Raw genomic sequence first — 19137 nt, forward strand, 5'->3', positions numbered from 1 at the left:
GCCGCTGCTTTACTGACGCAATGTGCTTCAGCAGGCAACAGCAACAAAATTCATGCCAGCTCAGACTTTGTCATCAAAGAGCAAGCTGCTTGCCTGGCTCAGGCTTTGCGCCAGTTTCAACGCGGTTTCCGAAGGGATCTGGCGAATCACGTCACCGCTTTCGGTGGCAATGACTTTGACCACGACCCGGCCGGTCGAATCGTCAATCGAAAAATCCAGCTGACGCTGACTCGCTTGTACGAATTCGCGAATGTCGGCGACTGCCTTTTCCAGGTCGTCACGTTTACTCTCGGCAGAAGACTCGGCAACGGCTTCAACGTTGGGCTGGCTGGTCCGTTCGGTCGGCGCGGTGGGGTGCAACAGAGCTACCGGCGGATAAGGCTGGTTCAATTTGACGCTCATGTCCATGTCCGATCTCCTCAATCAACGAAAAGACAAAAGGGCACGTAAACGCGCCCTTTCGTCCATCACCAAGCGCCGTTATTACTGAAGCAGCTTCAGCACAGCGGATGGCAGCTGGTTGGCTTGCGACAGGATGGCAGTCGAAGCCGATTGCAGAGTTTGTTGCTTGGTCAGCTCGGCAGTTTCCGAAGCGAAGTCCACGTCTTGCACGGTGCTGCGGGCAGCGGTGGAGTTCTTCTGGATGTTCTGCAGGTTGTCCACAGTGGTGGTCAGACGGTTTTGGGTAGCACCCAGACCCGAACGAACGCTGTCGATCGAACCGATAGCCTTGTCGATTACAGCCAGAGCGTTTTGTGCTTTGGTGGCGTCGGTCACGTCGGTTTGAGCGATGGTGGTCTTGAGGGAGCTGGTAGCAGCACCGAATACGCCAGCTACACCAGCGCCGGTCAGCGAGAAGCCCTTGGCGGAGTCGAGGTTAACGGCGCCGGTCGCGATGATGCCGTCAGCCAGTGCAACGCCGGCACCGTAAGTACCTGTGCCGTCTTTGGTGGCGATAGTGATCGAACCAGGAGCGGTCGAAGCGCTGAATGCAACGTTCTCACCCGAATCGGATTTGATCGACAGAGTGCCTTTGACCGAATCGTAGTTGACGCTGATACCCAGCTTCGCGGAGTTAGACTTCAGCTGGTCAGCCAGGCTGGCGGTGTCGGTTACGCCGACGAACGCAACGGCCGAGGTGCCTACCGTCATGGTGAAGGAAGCAGGGGTGGTCGCAGCAGCTGCACCTACAACAAACTGAGCTTCAGTGCTGGCAGTAACGCTCAGGCCACCAACAGCGCCATTGAGCAGTTGAGCGGTGGCTTTGGCCGAAGAAGCAGCAGCCAGAGTAACCGATGCAGTCTGACCGTTACCGGTAACAACAACTGCACCACCAGCAATACCGGCACCCGGAGCGATAGCAGCGCTCTTCATTTGCTGCGAACCGATGTTGTTAGCCGCAACGTTGTCCAGGCTCAGGTTAATGGTTTCGTTGGCGTTGGCGCCGACCTGAATGGCTTTGGTGCCGTACGAACCGTCCAGCAGCTTCTGGCCACCGAAAGTAGTGGTTTGGGAGATACGGGTCAGCTCGGAAGTCAGAGCCTGGTATTCGTCGTTGTTCGACTTACGATCGTCAGCGCTCAAGGAGCCGGTAGCCGAGGACAGAGCCAGGGTACGCATTTTTTGCAAAATGTCGGTCGAAGCCTGCATTGCGCCTTCAGCGGTTTGCGCGATGGAGATGCCATCGTTGGCGTTCTTTACAGCTTGACCCAGGCCGTTGATCTGGCTGGTCAGGCGGTTGGCGATTTGCAGGCCAGCTGCGTCGTCTTTAGCGCTGTTGATACGCAGGCCGGAAGACAGGCGCTGCATGGAGGTTTGCAGGGCGCCGCCGGCTTTGTTCAGGTTGCCCTGGGTAGTGATCGACGCAATGTTGGTGTTTACGGTTAAAGCCATGACGAAATCCTCGTTGGATGGATACTGCGGCTTCCGGCCCTGGCAACCGCCGGGTGTGGCCTAGAGAACCTACGTAATAGTTATCGTCGTGAAGAGGCTTTGCTTGAGGGGTTTTTTCGAAATTTTTAGTGGCAGGGTGCCAGCCCTTTATTTTCAAGGCGTTAGAGTCATTAATTCGACGCCAGAGAATCGCAAAACGCCCGGAAACTTTCGCTTCCGGGCGTTTGTATGTTGACTGAACGGTAAACCCGATCAGCCGCGATAGAGAAGCGCCGAGCCCCACGACAACCCTACGCCAAAACCACTGATAGCCACACGAGTCCACTTGGAATCGAACACGTGGTTCTGTAACAGCAGTGGAATACTCGAAGACACGGTATTACCAGTTTCGAGCATGTCCTTGATGAACTTCTCCGGCTCGCCTTCTTCGAAGCGACGCGCCACGGCATCGACAATCGCCGCGCTGCCCTGGTGAATGCAGAAAGCGTCGATATCGTGCGCCTGCAAGTTGGACTCATCCAGCAGCTCGTGCAAATGAGCCGGGACTTTCAGCAAGGCGAAGTTGAAGACCTGGCGGCCGTTCATGAAGAACACGCCATCGGTGACCTTAAGGTGCGGCGCACCGGAACCGTCAGTGCCGAACTTCGACTTGCCGAGCTGCCAGACAGCGTTTTCGCCCATCCAGGTCGCGGTGGCGGCATCGCCGAACAGCATGGTGGTGTTGCGGTCTTCCGGGTCGACAATCTTCGAGTACGGATCAGCCGTCACCAGCAGGCCATTTTTCAGCCCCGTCGCTTCCATGAACCCCTTGAGGGCATAGATGCCGTACACGTAACCGGAACAGCCCAGGGAGATATCAAAAGCGGCGACATGGGTTGGCAGACCCAGTTTGTCCTGAACGATCGCAGCGGTATGCGGCAAACCTTCTTCGTCACCGTTCTGGGTGACGACGATCAAGCAATCGATGGATTCACGTTTGAGTTCGGGACTGGCGGCAAACAGGGCATTGACTGCTTCGACGCACAGATCCGAAGTTTCCTGATCGGCACCCTTGCGCGGCAAAAACGCCGAGCCGATCTTGCCAAGGATGAAGGTTTCGTCCTTGTCGAACTTTGCACCCTGGGCGTAGTTGTCAACCCCGGCTGCCGGCACGTAACTCGCTATGTTTTTTATGCCAATCATTATGGCTTCCCAATAATAAACAGCTGAATATCGCCGCTCGCTGAATCGAGGGCGTCTACAGTCAGGGCTTGACTCCCAGAGGAGCGACGTCGGGACTCAAGGATCACCTTGGACAGGCCCACCACATTCACCGCCCGCAGACAGGATACAGTGAAGATGCGCGTTTTGACTGGCGGGTCACTCAGAGATCGGTGCTTTATTTGATTTTGTGGCCCAAGCCAGGCTCCGATCCACCCTGCCCCACTCAAAAAATTGCAAAAAAAAAGCCAGCCCCTATAACAGGGACTGGCCGCGAGCGGTCAAGACCGACTCAAAGCTTGTTGAACAGGCCCAACTGGGAAATCTTCGAGAACGCCAGTTGCGCCGCCTGCAGCATGGTTTGCTGCAAGGTCAGACGGGTCAGCACTTCCGCCGGATCGGCGTCCTCGATCAAGCTCTGCGTCGATTTGTTGATCAGGCCGGAGCTCTGAATCTGATCACGCTGCATGTCCATGACATTGCCGCGAGCACCAATCGCGCCGCGGGCCAGGTCAACCTGGTTCTTGGCATTGCCCAGGTTGGCGATGGATGCAGCCACAACGCTGTCCAGATGGCGCTGCGCGGCCGGATTGCCCTGGGTCGGCGTTTCAAGCGCCTGACGCAGTTGGCTGACAGTGTCGAGCACGTTCTGGGTCTGGTGGGTATTGACCGACACGTCGAACTGGTCGTTGGCCGCGGGCGCACCGCTGAGGGTAAAGCTGACGCCGGCGGCTGTCGCAACACCAGCAGCCACGGTACCGGATGATACCGGCGCGCTTCCACTGGTCAACGGACGGGCGTACAGGTCGAAAGTCGTCGGGCTGGTGAACTTCAAAACTGCCCCACCCTCAGGGAAAAAGCTATTGTAGTCTGCAGCATTGGTCACCGAGGTCTGGCTGACCACTGTCGTCGAAGCATTCCCCGGAGCACGGGTGCTGACGAAACTGTCCGGCTTGGCCGATAGCTGGAAACTGTGACCGGCGATCACCGCGTCGGCGTTGGCGGGAGTATCGCCCGCCTGAAACGTGACATCCAAGGCAAAGGTCACGCCGCGGAAGTTGATGTCGGAGCCACCCTTGGCATTAGGATCGAACTTGCCACCCCCATTCGCTTCGGCGGTCACGTCATTACCCAATGCGTCCGTGATCACGAACTGGGTGCTGCTGGCGAACGACAAGGTGTAAGGCTGGCCGCCGCGGAAGCTCGCATCAAATGCCGGGCCGGAACTCACCAGACCTGGAGACAGGGCTACACGGCCGTCATCGACCGCCGGAGCCATCATGTTCGTCGAACTGCGGCTGGCATTGATCGCCTGCTGGAAAACGTCCCAACCGGTATCGTTGAGACCCAGCGACATCGAATCTCCGATCTTGAGTTGCAACTGGGTCTGGTCACCCTGATAGCTGTAGGTGCCGTCGCTATTGCGTGCAAAAGGTGGAGTGTTGTTGCTGGCCCCGGAAAAAATGTATTTGCCGTTGGCATCCTTGCTGTTCATCAAGTTCAGCAGTTGCTCTTCAGCCTGGGCGACTTCTGCTCCGATGGATTTTCGATCGTCATCATTCAACGAAGCACCACCGGCACGTACCGCTAGCTCGCTGACTTTTTGCAGCACGTCGTTGATGCTGTTCAGCACACTTTCTTCTTGAGCCTGGGCCGTGTTCAACGCGTTGATGTTGTTGGTGTACTGACCCAGCATTGCTTCTTGCTGATCGAGCTGCAGCAAACGCGCCGCGCCGACAGGATCGTCCGATGCCGTCGTCACCTTCAATCCACTGCTGGCCTGCTCGGCCGTTTTCATCACGTTGTTCAGATTGCGCTGATAGTTGGCAGCCGTCGTCGCATAGTACTGTGCAGTAGAAATACGCATGTTCTACGGCTCCTTAAAGGGCATTGATCAGAGTGCTGAAGATTTCCTGCGCAGTCTTGATGATCTGCGAAGAGGCCGAATAGTACTGCTGGTATTTGATCAGGTTACCGGTCTCTTCATCGAGGTCGACACCCGACAGCGAATCGCGAGAATCCCGGGCCTGGGTCAGGATGGCTCCAGTGGCAGTGGCATCCATTTGCCCCTGTTTGGTCATGGAGCCCACTGACGAGACCAGACCACCGTAGGCATCGGTGAAGCTCACGCCCGGACTGGTGGCGTTGGCGCCGACCGTGGCCTTGGTCTGCAGACCGAGCAGCGCCTGGGCGTTGCGGTTGTCAGTACTGCCGGGTGCAGTCATCGAGATATTGAAACTGTCGTCCTTGGCGGGGCTGCCGCTGACGGTCATCGCGACCTTGAAGGTTTTCGCAACGCCCCCGCCGTCGGTGTAAGGCACCGAAATATTCAGATCGTTGTTCTGACCAGGCACGATGCTGCCGGTCCCGATGCTGGTGCCTTTGGCATCGAACACTTCATAAGCGGTGCTGCTCATCATGAGCAGGCGCATCGGCATTGCTGCCTTGACCGCCGTTTGCATGTCCTGACGCTGGACAGGGTCGTAGATATCCAGGCCGGTGCTCAGCACTGGCTGGCTGACGCTGCCGGTGCCATCGTTACCCGAGGCTTTGGTGGAGGTCAGCGGAGCGGCCGTGGCCAGGCGCTTGATGTCAGTCATGACGGTCGTCATGTCCGCGGCAGAACTGCGCGTCGGGGTAATCTTGAAGGTGTCGCCGGCATTCACCGGGCCCGCATTGAGGGTCAGGCTGAAGCCGTCGATGACCGGGGCTGCGGCCGGAGGCACAGGCAGGGTGAAACTGCCCATGTCGGTATTATCCGACAGACGACGCACGCTGTAGCCGGTGGCACTGGTGAAGGTCACCTGGTAATCACTGGCGGCCAGTTTGCTGGTGTCTTTGATGGTGACGTTGAGGTTGCCGGATGTCGGGTCGTTGTTGCCATTGGCGATACTGCGCTGGCTGATCGCCGTCGCGCTGTTGATGTCGTTAAACAACGCCGAGCCAAAATTGCCGTTCTGATCCAGCCCCTGCCCCAACTGCTTGTTGACCTGATCGGCCACCACCATGGCGATGCGACCCAGCCCGTTGACTGCTGGCGTCAGCACGTCGTCGCGGTAACGCAACAGCCCCCCCATCTCGCCACCCGACACCACGGAAGTGATATCGATCGTCGAACTGCCGCGATCCATGATGATCGAGGAACGGGTAGGGTCAGACTTGTCGGTCGCCAGGCGCAAAGTATTGACAGTATTGCCTATGACCAGCGGCTGGCCGCTGCCCAGATAAATATCCAGTCGGCCGTTAGTTTCGCTGACCTGCGTGCCCACCAGCTCGGAGAGCTGTCGAACGGTCTCGTTGCGCTGGTCCAGCAGATCGTTGGGCATGCCGCCCGAACCACTGACCTCACTGATTTTCTTGTTGTAGGCCGCAACGGTCGATGCCAGCTTATTGACCTGTTCGGCCATCGAGCCCAACTGATTGTTGATGTACGAACCCTGCTGATTCAACTGCTGGGAAATGGCGTTGAAGCGACTGCTCAACCCCTGAGCATTGGTCAACAACGCTTGACGTGAAGCACTGTCATTGGAGTTGGCGGACAGCGTTTGCAAAGACGAGAAAAATGACTGCAGCGTTTTGGTGATACCAGTGCCGCTGTCGGACAACAGCTTGTCCACTTGCGTGGCCTGCCCCAGATACGCTTGCGCATCGCTGTTGAGCGAAGTGGTGGTCTGCAACTGAGCATCGAGGTAGCTGTTGTACACTCGGCGCACATCGGACAGCGTCGTACCGGTGCCGATGAACACATTGCCGTACTGAATAGAGCCTTTAGTGCTCTGCACAGATTGCTGGCGTGAGTACCCGGCGGTGTCAACGTTGGCGATGTTGTTACCGGTGGTCATCAACGAGGATTGGCCAGCAGCCAGCCCCGACATCCCGATATTGAGCAAACTCATGGTTCAGACCTTATAGCTTGTGCCTATAAAGGCGTGGTGGTAGCGCCCGCCGCAGCGTAATTCTGGTAACTCGTCATCTGCTTGGCTATCTGCGAAATCTTGCTTGCGTAGTCCGGGTCGGTTGCGTAACCGGCCTTTTGCAACTCGCGTACAAACTGTTCTGGGTTATCGGCCGACTTCACAACATCTTGATAGCGATTGTTGGTTTGCAGCAGCGTCACAAGGTCATGGAAGCTGTCCTTGTAAGAGTCGTAGGAACGGAACTGAGCCGTCTCCTTAACCATCTCGCCATTCCTGAATTCGCTGGTGATCGCTCGTGCCGATTCACCCTTCCAGCTGCTGCTGGCCTTGATGCCAAACAGGTTGTGGCTGCTGCTGCCATCCTGGGCACGCATGACCGATTTGCCCCATCCGGTTTCCAGGGCGGCCTGGGCCACCAGGTAACGCGGATCGACGCCGATACGGTCGGCGGCTTCCTTGGCCATCGGCAGCATGGTGTTGACGAATTCGTCGGCGGAGCTGAAGGCTTTCTTCGGCGGCGCCAGTGGAATCTGCGCCATCGCACGGCCATAAACCTGCAGGCGTCCGCTGGATTTGTTATCGGTTTGCGAGGCCAGCCAGTCGCCATTGAGTAGCGGGCCGGCCCCGGTCGCTGCGGTTGTCGCAGCGCGTTCAGGCAGCAGGGTTTTGTTCGGTGTCACTGCGGCGGCAGTCGTTGCCGAAGGCACCAGACCGGCGAGCAAGCGATCAGTCAGTTTCGGTGGCAAGGCCAGACGGCGCTGATTGATCAGCTCCATGTCATTGTGATGCGTGCCCTCGCCTGTCGGCGCTTTTACCGAACGCGACGCCCACAACGGACGCTGGCCATTGAGCCGCGACAGCGGACCGTCGGTGGCCACGGTGCCCGCGGCAATCGGCGTCGGCACCGCAGCTTTCGCCGCTTCCTGCTTGGCGGCGGACAAGGCCGCAGCCTCGCCCGGCGCCAGCGGTTTGTTCTTCGACATCTGCCGCATCAGCACGTCCGCCAGACCAATACCGCCGCCTTCGCGAGACATGGAAACGGCCAACTGCTGGTCGTACATTTCCTGGTATTGCTTGGCCGCCGGGGTGTTGAGCGGGTTGTCCTTGCCCAGCGCTTCGGTGGCCGAGCGCATGGACTTGAGCATTTCACCGAGGAACAGCGACTCGAATTCCTGCGCAACCTTGCGCATGTTCGCGTCACTGTCCTTGTCGCCGACCTTGAGCTGGTTCAAACGATTCAAGTCCGAATAAGAACCCGAATCGTTGCTGCTGACACCCAGACCGCCTTTGCGCATATCCATGGTCGCTGTCCTCAGATCACGATCAGGTCGGCTTGCAACGCGCCGGCCTGTTTCAGTGCTTCGAGGATTGCCATCAAGTCACCCGGTGCCGCGCCGACCTGATTCACCGCACGCACGATTTCGTCGAGGGTGGTGCCCGGGCCGAATTTGAACATCGGCTTGGCTTCTTGCTGGGCATTGACCCGCGAGCGCGGCACGACGGCGGTCTGGCCATTGGACAGAGGGCCGGGCTGGCTGACGATCGGGTCTTCGGTGATGGTCACGGTCAAGCTGCCGTGGGTCACGGCGGCTGGGGAAACCTTGACGTTCTGGCCGATCACAATGGTGCCGGTACGGGAGTTGATGATGACTTTCGCCACCGCCTGACCCGGGTCGACTTCAAGGTTCTCGAGGATCGACAAATAGTCGACGCGCTGACTTGGATCGAGCGGCGCGCTGACCCGAATCGAACCGCCGTCGATGGCCTGAGCGACGCCAGGGCCAAGCATGTTGTTGATCTTGTCGACGATGCGCTTGGCAGTGGTGAAGTCCGAACGATTGAGGTTCAGGGTCAGGCTGTTGCCCTGATTGAAACCGCTTGGCACCGCACGCTCGACCGACGCACCGCCGGGGATGCGACCGGCCGACGGAACGTTGACGGTGATCTTCGAACCGTCCAGACCTTCAGCATCGAAACCGCCGACCACCAGGTTGCCCTGAGCGATAGCGTAGACGTTGCCGTCGATACCTTTGAGCGGCGTCAGCAGCAAGGTGCCGCCGCGCAGGCTCTTGGAGTTACCGATGGACGCAACAGTGATGTCCACCTGCTGACCCGGCTTGGCGAACGCAGGCAAGTCGGCACTGATCGATACCGCCGCGACGTTCTTCAACTGCACGTTGCCCGAACCTGCCGGCACCTTGATGCCGAACTGCGAAAGCATGTTATTGAAAGTCTGCAGGGTGAACGGGGTCTGGGTCGTCTGGTCACCGGTGCCGTTGAGCCCGACCACCAGGCCGTAGCCGATCAATTGGTTGGAACGCACGCCGGAAATACTGGCGATATCCTTCAGCCGCTCGGCTTGAGCGTCGAATGCCGCGGACAGCAACAGGACGCCCACCATCAGGTGTTTAAGATTCAACATAGCCACCTAGAAAGGGAACAGCGGGCTGAGGAAGAAACGGTCGAACCAGCCTGGCTGACTCGCATCGGCAAACGCGCCGGTGCCCGAATAGGTGATGCGTGCATCGGCGACGCGGGTCGACGACACGGTGTTGTCGGTGGCGATGTCATCGGCGCGAACGAGGCCGGCAATCCGCACCAGCTCATCGCCGGTGTTGAGGGTCAACCACTTCTCGCCGCGCACGGCGATGATGCCGTTGGGCAACACGTCGGCGACGGTCACGGTAATCGAACCGGTCAGGCTGTTGCTCTGGCCGGACTTGCTATCGCCCTTGGTGGCGCGGTCACCTTCGTAACCGACGTCCAGGCTCAGGCTACCGCTGCCCACCGGATCGTTGGTGCTCAGACCGCCACCAAAGAACGAGCTCAGGCCGATGCCGGTCTTGCTGTTCTTGTCAATTTGCGAGTTGGCGTTCTTGCTGGCCTGGGTGCGTTCGTTCAGGGTGATGGTGATGATGTCACCGACCCGGAACGCCTTGCGGTCGCTGTACAGGTTCTGTTCAAAACCGGCCTGATAGATCGAGCCGTTATTGGCGGCAGCCGGCAACGGCGTACGCGGCAACACCGGGGCGTAGTAAGGGTCATTGGGCTTGGGCGGCGGAGCGACGCAGCCCGCGAGCACGACGACCCCACTCAGTGCCAGAACAGATACAAAGCGATTCATGACCCTACCTCACGGTATTGCAGGCGACCGCATGGCCGCCTCATAGACTTGATTACAGATTCTGCGTTACGAACGAGAGCATCTGATCGGCGGTGGAGATCACTTTGGAGTTCATCTCGTAGGCGCGCTGAGTGGTGATCATGTTGACCATCTCTTCAACGGTGCTGACGTTGGACGTTTCCAGGGTGTTCTGCAGCGTGGTGCCGAAACCGCCGAGGCCCGGGGTGCCGACTTGCGGCGCGCCACTGGCAGCGGTTTCCAGGAACAGGTTGTTACCCACCGCTTGCAGACCGGCCGGGTTGATGAAGTCGGCGGTTTGCAGGTTGCCGATCACCTGGGAGGCCGGGTTGCCGGCAACGGTGATGGACACGGTGCCGTCACGGCCGACGGTGAAAGTCTGGGCGTCGTTCGGAATGACAATGGCCGGCTCCAGGGCGAAGCCGCTGGCGTTCACGATCTGGCCGTTGGAATCCAGGTGGAATGTACCGTCACGGGTGTAGGACGTGGTGCCGTCCGGTTGCAGAATTTGGAAGAAACCGCGACCGTCGACGGCCAGGTCAAGCGGCTGCTCGGTGGTTTGCAGGCTGCCGGCGGTGAAGTTTTTCTGGGTGCCGACGATGCGCACACCGGTACCCACTTGCAGACCCGACGGCAGTTCGCTGTCCTGGGTCGACTGGGCGCCTGGCTGGCGTTTGATCTGATACAGCAAGTCCTGAAACTCGGCGCGATCACGTTTGAAACCCGTGGTCGATACGTTCGCCAGGTTGTTGGAAATGGTGGTGAGGTTGGTGTCCTGGGCGGACAGACCTGTTTTGGCAACCCATAGAGCCGGAAGCATTCGATTCTCCTCGTGCGCCTGTTTTACGGCGCGACGTTCTGATAATTAGCTGATCTGCAAGACCCGAGCCATGGCCTGGTCATCGTCTTTGGCGGTGTTCATCATCTTGATGTGCAGCTCGAACTGCTTGGCCAGCGCCAGCACCGAAGTCATTTCTTCCACGGCATTGACGTTGCTCGACTCCAGGAACCCGGACACCAGTTTGACGTTGGCATCGGCCTGCGCCGGCTTGCCGTCCTTGGTGTGGATCGAACCGTCCAGGCCTTTGGTCATGTTCTTGAAGTCGGGGTTGACCAGTTTGATCCGGTCGACTTCGGCCATCACCCGCGGGCCTTCACCCATCGCACGGATGCTGATGGTGCCGTCTTCGCCGACTTCGATTTGCTGCTCGGGCGGCACGGCAATCGGCCCGCCATTGCCGATCACCGGCATACCGTTGCCGGCGCGCAGCACGCCCAAGGCGTCAACGTTCAGGCTGCCGGTGCGCACGTAGCTTTCACCGCCATCGGGGTTCTGCACGGCGATCCAGCCATTGCCCTGCACCGCGACATCGAGGTCGCGACCGGTTTGCACCAGCGCACCCGGGGAGAAATCCGTGGCCGGACGCTCGGTCATGGCAAACGCACGCGCCGGAAAGCTGTCACCAAACACCGGCATCGAACGGGCCTGTTCCAGGTCCTTCTGAAAACCGTTGGTGGAGATGTTTGCCAGGTTGTTGGCATGAGCCTTCTGCGCCAGAGCATTCTGGCTGGCGCCGGTCATTGCCACATAAAGGTACTTGTCCACGCTCTTTCCTCTGCATGCCGGACGTTTGCCGCCCACCGCTGTACTGCTGAGCGATAAGCAATTTGCAGACCAACTTTCTTTTGACGGCGCGAGGCCCGGCAAACAAAGGACTTGAGGGGGATTGCGGGGATTGGGGAAATGTATCGGAGACGAAAAACCGGCGGTGTTATGCCGGTTAGTGGCAAAGGCTGATCGGGTGTTGACAGCGCTACCGCATTCGCGAGCAAGCCCGCTCCCACATTCGACCGCGCTTCTTCTGGTGGACCTCGGTCGAATGTGGGAGCGGGCTTGCTCGCGAAGGGGCCCCCACCATCACAGCAAATGTCAGCTATGACTCAGTCTTGCCGACTTCATACTCACGCAATTTATTGGCAATGGTCGTATGGGAAACCCCCAGGCGCTTGCCCAGCTGCCGACTGCTCGGATGCTCGGAATACAGCCGTTCCAGCACCGCTTTCTCAAAGCGCCCGACAATCGCATCCAGCCCACCTTCGAGGGAGAAATCGCCAAGCGGCTGACGCACGCCGTAATCCGGCAAGCGAATGTGCTCGGCCTTCACGGTCCCGCCCTCGCACAGGGAAACCGCCTGGAACAACACGTTCTCCAACTGCCGGACATTGCCCGGCCAGTGGTAATGACTCAGGCGCTCCATCGCTGCCGGCGCCAGTTTCGGCAGCGGGCAACCGATCTGCCGACTGGCCTGATCGAGGAAGTGCTCCACCAGCGGCGTCAAACCGTCGAGGCATTCACGCAATGGCGGGATGTGCAGCGACAGCACGTTCAAGCGGTGATACAAATCCTGGCGAAACTCACTGCGTGCGCACAACTCGGACAAGTCCACCTGCGTCGCGCAGATCACCCGCACATCCAGATAAACCTCTTCATCACTGCCTACACGGCGAAAGCAACCGTCCTGCAGGAAGCGCAGCAACTTCACCTGCAAGCGCGGGCTCATTTCCCCGACGCCATCGAGAAACAGCGTACCGCCCGCCGTCAGCTCCAGCAGCCCGAGCTTGCCTTCGGCCCGCGCCCCCTCGAAAGCGCCGGGGCCGTAACCGAACAACTCGGTCTCGGCCATCGATTCCGGCAAACCGGCGCAGTTGAGTGCCATCAACGGTGATTGACCGCGAGGGCTCGCCAAGTGGCAGGCACGCGCCAACAACTCTTTACCCGTGCCGGTTTCGCCTTCTATCAATAGCGGCGCATCCAGCGGCGCCATGCGTCGGGCCTCGCGCACCACCGCCGCCATGACCTTGGAACTCTGGAAGATACTGTCGAACCCGCGCAACTCCTGCTTGCGCACGTTATAGATACGCTCACCGACCCGATCAGCCCTGTGCAAGGTCAACACCGCGCCGGCCATGGCTTCGCTGTCGTCATGCTCTGATTGCAGCGGCGCGATGTCGGCGAGAAACACGTCACCCTTGACCTTGACCCGCAAGCCGTTGATCCGCGACTTGTTGGCGCGCACCAATTCCGGTAAGTCGAAGTCCTCGGCATACCGCGACAACGGAATGCCCGGCACCTCATCGACCCGCACACCCAGCAACTGCGCCGCCGCCCGGTTGGCCGCGACGATTGAGCCGCCCATGTCGATCGACAACACCGGAAACTCCAATGCGCCCAGCAAGGCATTGAGCTCCATGTGCCGACGCTCGCTGGGCATCAGGCCTACACGCTTGACGCCAAACACCCCGGCAATCGATTCGAATTTCGGGCGCAACGCCTGGAACTGAATGTTGATCAGATTCGGACAATGCAGGTAGATCGCATTGCCATGCTCACCGCCGACCTCACCGCGAGCGACGTTGATCCCGTACTCGACCAGCAAGTTGAGAATGTCGCGCAGGATGCCGATGCGGTTCTGGCAGTGGACTTTGATACGCATATAAAAGGCCTGAAAAGCTGTGAATAAGGTTGATGCAACCTGTGGGAGCGGGCTTGCTCGCGAAAGCGTCGGCACATCCGACATTGATGTATCAGACGGACCGCCTTCGCGAGCAAGCCCGCTCCCACAAGGGGTAATCGCAGTGACCTCGGACGTATTTATTTGCCGAGCCGCTCAGTTAGTCGTCAAGATTATGTGACAGCTGCAGCGCTTTTCAAACCCGGAAAACTCAATACCTGCGCAGCAGAGGCCGATCCGTAACGAATACTTTACGAAAAACGACGAATTCTCCTACGCACACCAGCGATCACCTGCTGCATCACCGCACGCCTTGGGGTATTTCTAAGTCCATAGCAGCACATAACAAGAACGAAATCCCTTAGCAGGAGAGCAGCATGAAGCAGACGCAATACGTGGCTCGCGAGCCCGATGCGCAAGGTTTTATCGACTACCCCGCTGAAGAACACGCGGTGTGGAACACGCTGATTACTCGCCAACTGAAAGTGATCGAGGGTCGTGCGTGCCAGGAATACCTGGACGGTATCGAAAAACTCGGTCTGCCCCACGACCGCATTCCGCAACTGGGCGAGATCAACAAAGTCCTCGGTGAAACCACCGGCTGGCAAGTGGCCCGGGTTCCGGCGCTGATCCCCTTCCAGACCTTTTTCGAATTGCTCGCCAACAAGCAGTTTCCGGTCGCAACGTTTATTCGTACCCGCGAAGAACTGGATTACCTGCAAGAGCCGGACATTTTCCACGAGATCTTTGGCCACTGCCCGCTGCTGACCAACCCCTGGTTCGCCGAATTTACCCACACCTACGGCAAACTCGGCCTACAGGCCACCAAGGAAGAACGCGTGTACCTGGCGCGCCTGTACTGGATGACCATCGAGTTTGGCCTGGTCGATACGCCAGAAGGCCTGCGCATCTACGGCGGCGGCATTCTCTCCTCGCCGAAAGAAACTGTTTACTGCCTGTCGGACGAGCCTGAGCATCAGGCATTCGATCCGCTGGAATGCATGCGCACGCCGTATCGCATCGACATCCTGCAGCCGCTGTACTTTGTCCTGCCGAACCTCAAGCGTCTGTTTGATGTGGCCCATGAAGACATCATGAGCATGGTCAAGCAAGGCATGCAGCTGGGCTTGCACGCGCCAAAATTTCCGCCAAAAAAAGCCGCGTGATCCGCAGCTTTTAGAATCAAGTGAGCCTGTCAGAAACCGACGCTTTGGTTTAGCGTGGGGAGACTGACGGCCGATTTCCAATAATTCGATTTCAGGAACCCATCATGTCCACATTGAACCAAGCCCATTGCGAAGCCTGCCAAGCCGGCGCCCCTCAAGTCAGCGACGAAGAACTGCCGGTACTGATCAAGCAGATCCCTGACTGGAACATCGAAGTTCGCGACAGCATCATGCAGCTGGAAAAGGTTTTCCTGTTCAAGAATTTCAAGCACGCGCTGGCGTTCACCAACGCGGTCGGCGAAATCTCCGAGGCCGAAGGTCACCACCCTGGCTTGCTGACTGAATGGGGCAAAGTCACCGTGACCTGGTGGAGTCACTCCATCAAGGGTCTGCACCGCAACGATTTCATCATGGCCGCACGCACTGACGACGTGGCCAAGGATGCCGAGGGCCGCAAATAATGCATTTCGACGCCATAGGTCGAGTACCTGGCGACCCGATTCTCGGCCTGATGGAGGCCTACGCGCAGGACCCGAACCCGCGCAAATTCGACCTTGGCGTGGGCGTCTATAAAGATGCCCAGGGCCAGACGCCGATTCCCGAAGCGGTGAAAATCGCCGAGGCGCGACTGGTTGAAGGCCAGAACACCAAGACCTACATCGGTGGTCACGGCAATCCATTGTTCGGCAAAGTCATCAATGAGCTGGTGCTCGGTGCCGACTCGGCGCTGATCGCCGAACAGCGTGTCGGCGCCACTCAGACCCCAGGGGGCACCGGTGCCTTGCGCCTGAGTGCCGACTTCATCGCCCAGTGCCTGCCCGGCCGAGGCGTGTGGTTGAGCAACCCGACCTGGCCGATCCACGAAACGATTTTCGCGGCGGCCGGGGTCAAGGTCAGTCACTACCCGTACGTCGGCAGCGACAACCGCCTCGACGTCGAAGCGATGCTCGCCGCCCTCAGCGAAGCGCCGAAGGGCGACGTGGTGTTGCTGCATGCCTGCTGCCATAACCCGACCGGTTTCGACCTCAGTCATGACGACTGGCGCCGAGTGTTGGACGTGGTGCGCAGCCGCGATCTGCTGCCGCTGATCGACTTCGCCTATCAGGGCTTTGGCGACGGTCTGGAGCAGGACGCGTGGTCGACCCGGCTGTTCGCCGCCGAGTTGCCGGAGCTGCTGATCACCAGCTCATGTTCGAAGAACTTCGGCCTGTACCGCGATCGTACCGGTGCGCTGATCGTCTGCGCGAAAACCGCTGATAAGCTCACCGACATACGCAGCCAACTGGCCAACATCGCCCGCAACCTGTGGTCGACCCCGCCGGATCACGGCGCGGCAGTAGTCGCAACGATCCTCGCCGACCCGGAGCTGAAAAGCCGCTGGACCGACGAAGTGGAAGCCATGCGTTTGCGCATTGCCCAACTGCGCAGCGGGCTGGTGGAAGCGCTTGAACCACACGGCTTGCGCGAACGCTTTGCGCATATTGGCGTGCAACGCGGGATGTTTTCCTACACCGGTTTGACGCCGGATCAGGTTAAACAGCTGCGTGATCACCATAGCGTTTACATGGTGGGCACCGGCCGGGCGAACGTGGCAGGGATCGACGCGACACGCCTGGATCTGCTGGCCGAGGCAATCGCCGAAGTCTGCAAATAACCTCAAGCCATTGCACATCCCCTGTGGGAGCGGGCTTGCTCGCGAAAGCGGAGTGTCAGTCGACATCAACATTGACTGATCCACCGCATTCGCGAGCAAGCCCGCTCCCACAATTGCCTGTGCGTCTCCTACAGACCTGTCTAGACAACTCCATCCGTCGAAACAAATGGATATAAAAGTCTATTTGTCATTTCTCCTGCTGTATCCTGCCCAAGCTTTTTAAAAGCGCGGATCTACCAGATCTATCAACAGACTTTGCGAGGAGCGCGAAACATGCACGAGATCCCTAATCTCCCCTTCCCAAGCCTGCACGAAACTGAGCAGACAACCCCGCAACAAGCCGGTGCCCAACAGCCCGAGCCGAAAGAAGCCACTGAACGCCGCCAGGCCGACAGCGAAGACTGAAACACCTGCAATGCCAGACCGTGTGGAAAGCGCTAACATGCGCTTTCCACACCGCCTGAACCCCGAGTCCCACACCATGACTGACGACTTCTCAGAAACCCAGGCCAGCGTCCTGATCGGCACCGCCGAGAAGATGATCGAGATCTGGAATCGCCTGTCCCCCGAGAAACAAGCCGCGTTACTCGCCCGTTTCGGCAGCGAAGAAAACGCTCTCGCCGCTCTGGTCACGACGCAATTGGTTGCCCCCGCAAAACCCAAGTAACCCCGCCCGGCAAATAGTTTTACTTTTCCACGCCCCGCGGCCGCTCGCGCCGCTATCATAAGCAGCCTATCTATCCTGCTTTCCCGTGGACCTTTACCCATGTCTGAAAACCAGCGCCCCCTGGCGGTCACGCTGCAAGTCGTTTCCATCGTTCTCTTTACCTTCATCGGCTACCTGAACATCGGCATTCCCCTCGCCGTATTGCCCGGCTATGTCCACAGCGACCTCGGCTTCGGCGCCATGATTGCCGGGCTGGTGATCAGCGTGCAATACCTGGCCACCCTGCTCAGCCGGCCATACGCCGGGAAAATCATCGACAACAAGGGCAGCAAACTCGCCGTCATGTACGGCCTCGCCGGTTGCGGTTTGAGCGGCGTGTTCATGCTGATTTCGGCCTGGACCCAGAGCCTGCCGATGCTGAGCCTGATCAGCCTGTTGATCGGCCGCCTGGTGCTTGGCAGCGCGGAAAGTCTGGTGGGCTCCGGCTCGATTGGCTGGGGCATCGGCCGGGTCGGCGCGGCGAACACCGCCAAGGTCATCTCCTGGAACGGCATCGCCAGTTATGGCGCACTGGCGATCGGCGCGCCGTTGGGCGTGCTGCTGGTCAGTCAATTGGGTTTGTGGAGCATGGGCGTGAGCATCGTGCTGCTGGCGGTCCTCGGCCTGGCGCTGGCCTGGCCGAAAACCGCCGCGCCGATTGTGGTCGGTGAACGGCTGCCGTTCATGCACGTGCTGGGACGGGTGCTGCCACATGGTTGCGGCTTGGCGCTGGGCTCGATCGGATTCGGCACCATCGCCACCTTCATCACGTTGTATTACGCCACGCAACACTGGGACAACGCGGTGCTGTGCCTGAGCCTGTTCGGCGCCAGCTTCATCGGCGCGCGGCTGCTGTTCGGCAACCTGATCAACCGTCTCGGCGGCTTTCGGGTGGCGATTGCCTGTCTGTCGGTGGAAACCTTGGGGTTATTGCTGCTGTGGCTGGCACCGGATGCTCATTGGGCATTGGCCGGCGCGGCATTGAGCGGTTTCGGCTTCTCGCTGGTGTTCCCGGCGCTGGGCGTGGAAGCCGTCAACCTGGTGCCCGCTTCCAGTCGTGGCGCAGCGGTCGGGGCCTATTCGCTGTTCATCGATTTGTCGCTGGGGATTACCGGGCCAGTGGCCGGTGCGATTGCCGCCGGGTTTGGCTTTGCTTCGATCTTTCTGTTTGCCGCGATTGCCGCGTTGAGCGGCTTGGCGCTGAGCGTTTATTTGTACCGGCAGGCGCCCAAGCACCTTAATGAAAAGTACCGTGAAGAGCGCGACGCGCGCTAGAAATCGATCTTGCCCCGCCCAGCCTTGATGCTGCCACGCTTGGTCTTGGATTCGAGCCGACGCTTCTTCGAACCGAGAGTCGGTTTGGTCGGGCGGCGTTTCTTCTCGACCTTGGTCGCGCTGAGAATCAACTCGATCAGCCGCTCCAGCGCATCCGCGCGATTGGCTTCCTGGGTGCGGTATTGCTGGGCCTTGATGATCAGCACCCCTTCGCTGGTGATGCGACTGTCACGCAGCGCCAGCAGCCGCTCCTTGTAGAACTCGGGCAAGGACGAGGCCGGAATGTCGAAACGCAGGTGCATGGCACTGGAGACCTTATTGACGTTCTGCCCACCGGCGCCTTGCGCACGAATGGCCGTCAACTCGATCTCGGCATCCGGCAGATGCACATTGTTGGAAATCACCAGCATGGAAAAACGTCCGATATCAGGACCGCCAGAATACCCTGTAGGAGCGAGGCTTGCCCGCGAAGAACGATAACGCGGTTTGCCTGAAAAACCGAGTCGTCTGCTTCGCGGGCAAGTCGGATCGCCGCATCGCTCGCTCCTTGTATGTTGACCCTGATTCCAACGAGAGAGGTTACGCTTAAGGATTCATACAACAGCAAGTGCGTTTCTGGGGGAGGCCGATCGCTCCTGAAGGCAGGATTTGCTCCTGACCTTGTCTGTAGAG

General features: G+C 59.2%; 18 protein-coding genes. 6 read left to right on the plus strand and 12 right to left on the minus strand.

Features of this window, described 5'->3' with window-relative positions:
• Positions 1–60: 60 nt before the first annotated feature.
• The 11 genes from EYC95_RS18375 to EYC95_RS18425 form a co-directional block, all read right to left on the minus strand.
• Entirely contained in the window at positions 61–408 is a 348-nt protein-coding gene (locus EYC95_RS18375) for a flagellar protein FlaG (RefSeq protein WP_131061627.1), read from the minus strand.
• Positions 409–483: 75 nt separating this feature from the next.
• Positions 484–1893, minus strand: coding sequence for a flagellin (locus tag EYC95_RS18380; protein ID WP_131061628.1), 1410 nt, complete (start codon positions 1891–1893; stop codon positions 484–486).
• Between the two features lie 252 nt (positions 1894–2145).
• Positions 2146–3075, minus strand: coding sequence for a ketoacyl-ACP synthase III (locus EYC95_RS18385; RefSeq protein WP_131061629.1), 930 nt, complete (start codon positions 3073–3075; stop codon positions 2146–2148).
• A gap of 310 nt (positions 3076–3385) precedes the next feature.
• Entirely contained in the window at positions 3386–4960 is a 1575-nt protein-coding gene (locus tag EYC95_RS18390; protein ID WP_131061630.1) for a flagellar hook-associated protein 3, read from the minus strand.
• 13 nt (positions 4961–4973) lie between these two features.
• Positions 4974–6989, minus strand: coding sequence for a flagellar hook-associated protein FlgK (gene flgK / locus EYC95_RS18395; RefSeq protein WP_131061631.1), 2016 nt, complete (start codon positions 6987–6989; stop codon positions 4974–4976).
• Positions 6990–7012: 23 nt separating this feature from the next.
• On the minus strand, positions 7013–8311 hold the full coding sequence (flgJ, locus tag EYC95_RS18400; protein ID WP_131061632.1) for a flagellar assembly peptidoglycan hydrolase FlgJ: 1299 nt from the start codon (positions 8309–8311) through the stop codon (positions 7013–7015).
• Between the two features lie 11 nt (positions 8312–8322).
• Entirely contained in the window at positions 8323–9432 is a 1110-nt protein-coding gene (locus EYC95_RS18405) for a flagellar basal body P-ring protein FlgI (protein WP_131061633.1), read from the minus strand.
• Between the two features lie 6 nt (positions 9433–9438).
• Positions 9439–10134 (minus strand): flagellar basal body L-ring protein FlgH, encoded by a 696-nt coding sequence (gene flgH, locus EYC95_RS18410; protein WP_131061634.1) that lies wholly within the window; start codon positions 10132–10134, stop codon positions 9439–9441.
• Positions 10135–10186: 52 nt separating this feature from the next.
• Positions 10187–10972, minus strand: a complete 786-nt coding sequence (gene flgG / locus EYC95_RS18415; protein WP_131061635.1) for a flagellar basal-body rod protein FlgG — start codon at positions 10970–10972, stop codon at positions 10187–10189.
• Positions 10973–11017: 45 nt separating this feature from the next.
• Positions 11018–11758: a flagellar basal body rod protein FlgF gene (locus EYC95_RS18420; RefSeq protein WP_131061636.1), complete on the minus strand. Its 741-nt coding sequence runs from the start codon at positions 11756–11758 to the stop codon at positions 11018–11020.
• A 328-nt stretch (positions 11759–12086) separates the two neighbouring features.
• On the minus strand, positions 12087–13646 hold the full coding sequence (locus EYC95_RS18425) for a sigma-54-dependent transcriptional regulator (protein WP_131061637.1): 1560 nt from the start codon (positions 13644–13646) through the stop codon (positions 12087–12089).
• Between the two features lie 395 nt (positions 13647–14041).
• Here EYC95_RS18425 and phhA point away from each other — a divergent pair, with 395 nt between their 5' ends.
• From phhA to EYC95_RS18455, 6 genes are all read left to right on the plus strand, one after another.
• On the plus strand, positions 14042–14830 hold the full coding sequence (gene phhA, locus EYC95_RS18430; RefSeq protein WP_131061638.1) for a phenylalanine 4-monooxygenase: 789 nt from the start codon (positions 14042–14044) through the stop codon (positions 14828–14830).
• Between the two features lie 104 nt (positions 14831–14934).
• Positions 14935–15291 carry a 4a-hydroxytetrahydrobiopterin dehydratase gene (locus EYC95_RS18435; RefSeq protein ID WP_131061639.1) on the plus strand — a complete coding sequence of 119 codons (357 nt, stop codon included), beginning with the start codon at positions 14935–14937 and terminating at the stop codon, positions 15289–15291.
• The gene (locus EYC95_RS18440; protein WP_131061640.1) at positions 15291–16484 is read left to right on the plus strand and encodes an amino acid aminotransferase; all 1194 of its coding nucleotides are present in this window, start codon (positions 15291–15293) and stop codon (positions 16482–16484) included. Before EYC95_RS18435 ends, EYC95_RS18440 begins: the two co-directional genes overlap by 1 nt.
• A gap of 273 nt (positions 16485–16757) precedes the next feature.
• Complete coding sequence (locus tag EYC95_RS30660; RefSeq protein WP_017337149.1) at positions 16758–16889, plus strand: hypothetical protein; 132 nt, start codon at positions 16758–16760, stop codon at positions 16887–16889.
• A gap of 76 nt (positions 16890–16965) precedes the next feature.
• Positions 16966–17151: a hypothetical protein gene (locus EYC95_RS18450; RefSeq protein ID WP_131061646.1), complete on the plus strand. Its 186-nt coding sequence runs from the start codon at positions 16966–16968 to the stop codon at positions 17149–17151.
• 99 nt (positions 17152–17250) lie between these two features.
• Complete coding sequence (locus tag EYC95_RS18455) at positions 17251–18465, plus strand: MFS transporter (protein ID WP_131061641.1); 1215 nt, start codon at positions 17251–17253, stop codon at positions 18463–18465.
• Here EYC95_RS18455 and arfB read toward each other — a convergent pair.
• Positions 18462–18875: an alternative ribosome rescue aminoacyl-tRNA hydrolase ArfB gene (gene arfB, locus EYC95_RS18460; RefSeq protein ID WP_131061642.1), complete on the minus strand. Its 414-nt coding sequence runs from the start codon at positions 18873–18875 to the stop codon at positions 18462–18464. The two genes, EYC95_RS18455 and arfB, sit on opposite strands and share 4 nt — an antisense overlap.
• Positions 18876–19137: the final 262 nt, after the last annotated feature.

Origin of the sequence: Pseudomonas sp. BGI-2 (assembly GCF_004310295.1) — a bacterium.
Taxonomy (GTDB): Bacteria; Pseudomonadota; Gammaproteobacteria; order Pseudomonadales; family Pseudomonadaceae; genus Aquipseudomonas.